This window comes from Clostridium sp. (genome assembly GCF_050717515.1).
In the GTDB taxonomy this organism is placed as follows: domain Bacteria; phylum Bacillota; class Clostridia; order Clostridiales; family Clostridiaceae; genus Clostridium_AD.
On record NZ_JBOITL010000003.1, the window covers coordinates 41898 to 48456 of the forward strand.

General features: G+C 33.9%; 4 protein-coding genes, 8 tRNA genes and 2 other annotated features. Of the genes, 9 read left to right on the top strand and 3 right to left on the bottom strand.

The genetic code is table 11. From position 1 onward, the window contains the following. Positions 1-23: 23 nt before the first annotated feature. Positions 24-773, top strand: a complete 750-nt coding sequence (locus ACREV6_RS00690; protein ID WP_431576120.1) for an acyl-[acyl-carrier-protein] thioesterase — start codon at positions 24-26, stop codon at positions 771-773. 377 nt (positions 774-1150) lie between these two features. Here ACREV6_RS00690 and ACREV6_RS00695 read toward each other — a convergent pair whose 3' ends face one another. From ACREV6_RS00695 to ACREV6_RS00705, 3 genes are all read right to left on the bottom strand, one after another. Next, the gene (locus ACREV6_RS00695) at positions 1151-1684 is read right to left on the bottom strand and encodes a 2'-5' RNA ligase family protein (protein WP_431576121.1); all 534 of its coding nucleotides are present in this window, start codon (positions 1682-1684) and stop codon (positions 1151-1153) included. Positions 1685-1723: 39 nt separating this feature from the next. Then, a complete protein-coding gene (thrS, locus tag ACREV6_RS00700) occupies positions 1724-3637 on the bottom strand; it encodes a threonine--tRNA ligase (RefSeq protein WP_431576122.1) in 1914 nt (637 codons plus the stop codon). Positions 3638-3694: 57 nt separating this feature from the next. Next, positions 3695-3922 (bottom strand) — a binding site (T-box leader). Between the two features lie 37 nt (positions 3923-3959). Further along, positions 3960-4190 (bottom strand) — a binding site (T-box leader). A 110-nt stretch (positions 4191-4300) separates the two neighbouring features. Then, positions 4301-5530 carry a BaiN/RdsA family NAD(P)/FAD-dependent oxidoreductase gene (locus tag ACREV6_RS00705; protein WP_431576123.1) on the bottom strand — a complete coding sequence of 410 codons (1230 nt, stop codon included), beginning with the start codon at positions 5528-5530 and terminating at the stop codon, positions 4301-4303. Between the two features lie 341 nt (positions 5531-5871). On the opposite strand from ACREV6_RS00705, the gene ACREV6_RS00710 reads away from it, so the two are divergent. The 8 genes from ACREV6_RS00710 to ACREV6_RS00745 all read left to right on the top strand — a co-directional run bounded on the left by ACREV6_RS00710 (position 5872) and on the right by ACREV6_RS00745 (position 6540). Then, positions 5872-5946 (top strand) — tRNA-Glu (locus ACREV6_RS00710). Between the two features lie 12 nt (positions 5947-5958). After that, positions 5959-6034: transfer RNA gene (locus tag ACREV6_RS00715), tRNA-Val, on the top strand. Positions 6035-6039: 5 nt separating this feature from the next. Continuing rightward, a tRNA-Asp gene (locus ACREV6_RS00720) sits at positions 6040-6116 on the top strand. A gap of 7 nt (positions 6117-6123) precedes the next feature. Beyond that, positions 6124-6198: transfer RNA gene (locus ACREV6_RS00725), tRNA-Thr, on the top strand. Between the two features lie 14 nt (positions 6199-6212). Next, positions 6213-6287: transfer RNA gene (locus ACREV6_RS00730), tRNA-Glu, on the top strand. Between the two features lie 13 nt (positions 6288-6300). Further along, positions 6301-6376: transfer RNA gene (locus ACREV6_RS00735), tRNA-Val, on the top strand. Positions 6377-6381: 5 nt separating this feature from the next. Next, positions 6382-6458 (top strand) — tRNA-Asp (locus ACREV6_RS00740). 7 nt (positions 6459-6465) lie between these two features. After that, positions 6466-6540, top strand: a tRNA-Thr gene (locus ACREV6_RS00745). Positions 6541-6559 lie beyond the last annotated feature (19 nt).

Consider the following 6559-nt stretch of genomic DNA (forward strand, 5'->3'; position numbering starts at 1 on the left):
ATTAAGAAAATGGGAGGTACAGTATGAGCAGAATTCCAGTGGTTTCAGATAGAAATTATAACATTCATTATTATGAAGTAGATATTCATAAAAGAGCTTTAATTACAAGTATTATAGATTATCTTGGTGATATGGCGATGTACCAAAGTGAAATTTTAGGTGTGGGTATAGAGCATCTTAAAGAGAATCATATGGCGTGGGTTTTATATAAATGGGATATAACAATGGAGTCATATCCACTGTTAAACGAAACTATTAAGGTAAAAACTTTTGCATATTCTTTTAGAAAATTTTATGCCTATAGAAAGCACGAAATTATTAATGCAGAAGGGGATACAATAGGATATGCCAGTTCTGTGTGGATTTTAATAAATACAGATAGAAGGCGGCCAATAAGAATTACAGAAGATATGTATGGGGCCTATGGTATAGATGATAGCAACAATGCCTCTATAGAAATTGAGGATATAAAATTAATAAATACAGTGGATAGCGAGAAAAGTTTCCAAGTGAGGTATAGTGATATTGATACAAATATGCATGTGAACAATGTTAATTATGTTGCGTGGGCTTTAGAAACTGTGCCTAAGGACGTAGTATTAAATTGTGAATTAAAGAATATTAAGGTAACTTACGAAAAGGAAACAACCTATGGAGAAATCATAAAGGTAAGTACAGAAGTTATAAGAGAAGAAGGTAAAACAATATGTAGACATAAAATCATAAATGAAGAGGGTACTGAGCTCACACTATTAGAAAGTACTTGGATTTAGAGGGTTTTTTCTTAGATTATGCTATAACGAAAAGTATATGTTGCTAGGAATGCTTTCACTTCGCCAAGTAATTCTAAAATTTATTTTATTTATAGCTGCTAAAAATCACAAACTCGCTATCGCTCAAACATGTGATTTTCTTTACGCATCTATAAATAAAATAAATTAAGAATTACTAAGGCTTGTTGCAATTCATTCTACGCAACATATACTTTTGTTAGCATAATCTAAGAAAAAATAAAAAAATTATAAGTCATTATTTTTTCCTAAGGGAATAAATTTATTTTGAGTTAATAAAAAAATATATGTGAGTTATATCAAAAACATTTCTTCCATAGGGGTAATCCACCTTGATAATGTAAGGATATTTAGATTTATTAATATATTCTAATACTACTTACACATTTACCATCTTTAAAATCTATTTTAACCAATCCGACATCATCTAAGGTAACCATTAAAGGCTTAAACCTATCCAATGAAAAATTATATACACTTTTAAGCTTTTTAGTGCTTAGTCCTATGGCTAGTGTACAATGAGGGTTCCAATATCCTGGTAAATAATAGGGATTAGATTTTTCATTGAAAGCTTTAAATTGCTCATGAAATTTACTATGGATATTTAATAATTCTTCAGTTACAGTAGGCTTTAAGAAGCAAGTACCAGTTAAAGGAAATGATCCAAGAATATTAAAACAAGTATCAATAGGTTTAAAGTTAGATTTAAAGATTACAAATTCTTCAATAAAATCTTTTATGTTTATATCCTCATATACTGCCAATGCTATATGGGGACATAGTTCTTTAATGTCTTTTAGACTTGAATCTATATTATCATGACTTAGCTCATCCCAAATACTTCTTACATATAAATCTGATTGCTCATTTAGAAATAACTCTACCGCATACATAAAATAACCTCCCCGAATTTTATATTTTGTTAGTTATTATTAAACCTCTAGAATTTTATTGTCTATTTCATATTTAATTCTTGAAATAAACTCACTTAAAGAAGCTACTCCCTCATCTCCATCTTTCCTACTTCTTATAGATATATTACCTTCTTGCTGCTCTTTTTCTCCTACAACTAAAATATATGGTACTCTCTCATTTCTTGCTTCGCGAATTTTATAACCAATCTTTTCTACCCTACCATCAAATTCCACTCTGATGTTATTTTCATTAAGGATGGTTGCCACATTTTTTGCATAAGCAGCGAATTTTTCTGAAATAGGTAATACTTTTACTTGCACAGGTGCAATCCAAGTTGGGAACTTACCTGCAAAATGCTCGATTAATACTCCAATAAATCGCTCCAAACTTCCAAAGATTACTCTGTGTATTACTATGGGTCTATGCTTTTCACCATCACTGCCAATATAATTCAAATCAAATCTTTGAGGAAGTTGAAAATCTAATTGTATAGTTCCACACTGCCAACTTCTACCAATGCTATCTTCTAAGTGAAAATCAATTTTTGGGCCATAAAACGCTCCATCACCTTGGTTTATCTTATATTGTATATTCATCTCATTTAATGCGGAAGCAAGGGAGCTTTCTGCTATTTGCCAGTCCTCATCGCTTCCCATAGAATTTTCTGGTCTTGTTGAAAGTTCAATATTATATTTAAATCCAAACCTTGAGTACACTTCATCTATAAGTCTGATTACACCTTTTATTTCTTCTTTTATTTGCTGCGGAAGCATGAATATATGAGCATCATCCTGAGTGAAGGCTCTTGCTCTCATAAGTCCCTGTATAGCTCCAGACAACTCATGCCTGTGTACTTTACCAAGTTCTCCTATTCTTATAGGTAAATCTCTATATGAATGAGGTTCTGACTTATAAACAAGCATACCTCCCGGGCAATTCATTGGCTTAATTGCAAACTCTTCTTTATCAATATTAACTGTGTACATATTTTCTTTATAGTGTTGCCAATGTCCCGAAGTTTCCCAAAGTTTTCTGTTTAAGATTATGGGAGTTTCAATCTCTACGTATCCAAATTTTTTATGAAGACCTCTCCAATATTCAATTAAATTATTCTTTAAAACAACACCATTCGGTAGAAAGAATGGAAAGCCTGGCCCTTCCTCCATAAATGTAAATAATTTAAGTTCTCTACCTAGCTTTTTATGATCTCTCTTTTTTGCTTCTTCAAGCATATTAATATAAGCCTCTAATTCACTTTTTTTAGTAAAGACTGTCCCATATATCCTTTGAAGCATCTTATTATTTTCATCCCCTCTAAAGTAAGCGCCTGCAACAGATAAAAGCTTAAATGCCTTTATATATGAAGTGGATGGAACATGTGAACCTGCACAAAGATCAACAAACTCGCCTTGCTTATAGAAGGATATAATTTCTCCCTCTGGTAAATTTTCAATTAATTGAGTTTTATAGGGTTCTTCTTTTTCTATCATAAGCTTTATAGCGTCTTCCCTTGAAAGTACAAACCTTTCAAGCTTTAAATTTTCTTTTACTATCTTCGCCATTTCATTTTCTATCTTTTCTAGAATTTCTGGAGTAAATGTTTCTTCTGAGTCAAAATCATAGTAAAACCCATTGTCAATTGCAGGACCAATAGCAAGCTTAACATTTGGATATAACCTTTTTACGGCTTGAGAAAGCACGTGAGCTGCAGTATGTCTTAATGCTAATTTTCCTTCCGCATCTTCAAATGTTAAGATTTCTAGGGCGCAATCACAATTTATTTCAGCCATAAGTTCTGTAGCTTTACCATTGATTCTTGCAATCAAAGCTTTTTTAGCTAGTGCTGGACTAATTTTCATAGCAACATCATAAACCCTTGCACCTTGTTCAATTTGAATAACATTTCCATTTTTTAATATAATATTTAACATAAATATTTCCTCCTCTTATATAAATAAATTATTAAAAACAAAAAAACTCGTCCCTAAAAAAGGGACGAGTATACTCGCGATTCCACCCAAATTATAGCAATTCACAAAATGTGTAGTACTATCACTCGATACCTTTAACGCTGGTTTGCGGAGATACTTACTTAAGTTCAGTATTCAACTCAGAGGCGGTTTTCAATAATACTTGCCTTAGAAACCTTTCAGCCGATGGGTTTCTATCTCTGTTAAAACAGTAAATTATTTACTCGTCCTCTTCAATGCTTTGTGATATAAAAGTAATAAAAACAAAAAAACTCGTCCCTAAAAAAGGGACGAGTATACTCGCGATTCCACCCAAATTGCAGCAATGCACAAAAAAATGTGTAACGCTATCACTCGATACCTTTAACGCTGGTTTGCGGAGATACTTACTAAAATTCAGTACTCAACTCAGAGGTGGTTTTCCATAATACTTGCCTTAGAAACTTTTCAGCCGATGGGTTTCTATCTCTGTTAAAACAGTAAATTATTTACTTATCCTCTTCATAGTCTTTACTTTGTTGCTATTATATACCTATTGTATTTTAATGTCAATATCTATTATAATATACTTTTAGTTATAGCATAATCTAAGAAAAAACTCTTAACTATGAATAGGATGATTCCCTATTTAGATGCATTAATACCTGCAATGGCACCAGAACTCCATGCCCATTGAAGATTGAAACCACCACAATCCCCATCTACATCTAATACTTCACCTGCGAAGAATAGATTGGGAATAATATTTGATTCTAGAGTTTGTGGATTAATTTCTTTTGTATTAATACCTCCTGCAGTGACTTGAGCATTGGAAAAAGAATTGGTTCCTGAAACTTCAAATTGCCATTGCTTTAACAGTGAATATATAGCGTTTTTTTCTTCTAATTTAAGGTCAGAGCAAGGTTTATGAAAATCTTCTATGTTAGCTTGTTTTAAAATTATTGGAATTATTTTTTTGTGAATTATTCCAATAAATGAGTCAAGAAGGCTACGACTTCCAAATACTGACCAATGATTTTCTAAAAAAACCTTTAGATTTTCAGAAGAAATAGTTGGCAACATATCAATTTTTAAAGAAACCTTGTTATTTTCTGATAAACCATAAGATACAGTCCTGCTAAGCTGAAGAATTGGAGGTCCCGAAATACCGTAGTCAGTGAAAAGTATTTCTCCAAATTCCTTTTGAACAGATTCACCATTTACAAATATTTCTGCATAACCGTCGAATTTCACTCCGGATAAAGCCTTTAATCTATTATAGTTTAATTTAAGCTGTACAAGGGCTGGCATTGGCGATATGATACTGTGCCCTAATTGTTTAGCTAGTATGTAGCCGGAACCGTCAGACCCTGTCTTAGGGGCAGATTTACCGCCAGTGGCAATAATTAACTTTTCACATTCATATGTAACATTGTCTGTGGTAAAAATTTTAAAGCTATTGTTCTTTTTAATAATCTCTTTAGCTTTTGTGTTTGTATATATAGGAATATGTTTTTCTTCTATTGCAAAGCGTAGTATATCAATGACTGATGATGCTTGCATTGACATAGGAAACATTTTACCACCTTCTAAAGTTACTAGTGGTATACCTAAACAGGAAAAAAAATTTATGGTATCCACTAGGTTAAAAGAATCTAGTGTGTAACCTGCGAAATGTGGATTTTCACTATGATAGCAATTGCTATTTATGTTCGCATTACTGATATTACATCTTCCATTACCAGTTGTTAATATTTTTTTACCTATTCGATCGGTTCCTTCGATTATTGCTACATCTACGCCAGAATCTTTTGCTATTAGTGCAGAGGTTAAACCAGCGGCACCTCCGCCAACTATTATAAGAGAATGTTTCAAGAAAATCTCTCCCTTCGAGAAAAAATATATTTGTAATATAAAGTGTGTTATCTATGATTTTAACCTAAAACTGCCCCATTTAATATTAATTTTTATTTTATGTTATAAGAAATCATAGTATATATTTAGAATTACTTAGTAAGAGGGTAAAAATTCGTCGTCATGGACTATTTTTTATTTATATGGTAAACCGCTGAGTTTAATGGGTTTGTGGAATATATGAAAAAAATAAATAAATAAAAACAAGAAAATATGTTGACACTTGAAGAAAAATTATGTATTATAGTTTATGTTGGGTTGCGAGACGGAAGCACATGATAAATAAAGTGACAATTTAGTATGGCTCCTTGGTCAAGCGGTTAAGACACCACCCTTTCACGGTGGTAACAGGGGTTCAATTCCCCTAGGAGTCACCAATAAACATATATGGGAGCATAGCTCAGCTGGGAGAGCATCTGCCTTACAAGCAGAGGGTCACAGGTTCGAACCCTGTTGTTCCCACCATATATGGCCCAGTAGCTCAGTTGGTTAGAGTGCCGCCCTGTCACGGCGGAGGTCGAGGGTCCGAGTCCCTTCTGGGTCGCCATATTTTTGCTGGCATGGCTCAACGGTAGAGCAGCTGACTTGTAATCAGCAGGTTGTAGGTTCAATTCCTATTGCCAGCTCCATTAAAAAATAACAAGGCTCCTTGGTCAAGCGGTTAAGACACCACCCTTTCACGGTGGTAACAGGGGTTCAATTCCCCTAGGAGTCACCAATAAAACATATATGGGAGCATAGCTCAGCTGGGAGAGCATCTGCCTTACAAGCAGAGGGTCACAGGTTCGAACCCTGTTGTTCCCACCATATATGGCCCAGTAGCTCAGTTGGTTAGAGTGCCGCCCTGTCACGGCGGAGGTCGAGGGTCCGAGTCCCTTCTGGGTCGCCATATTTTTGCTGGCATGGCTCAACGGTAGAGCAGCTGACTTGTAATCAGCAGGTTGTAGGTTCAATTCCTATTGCCAGCTCCAAAAAAGTACTAAACATTTG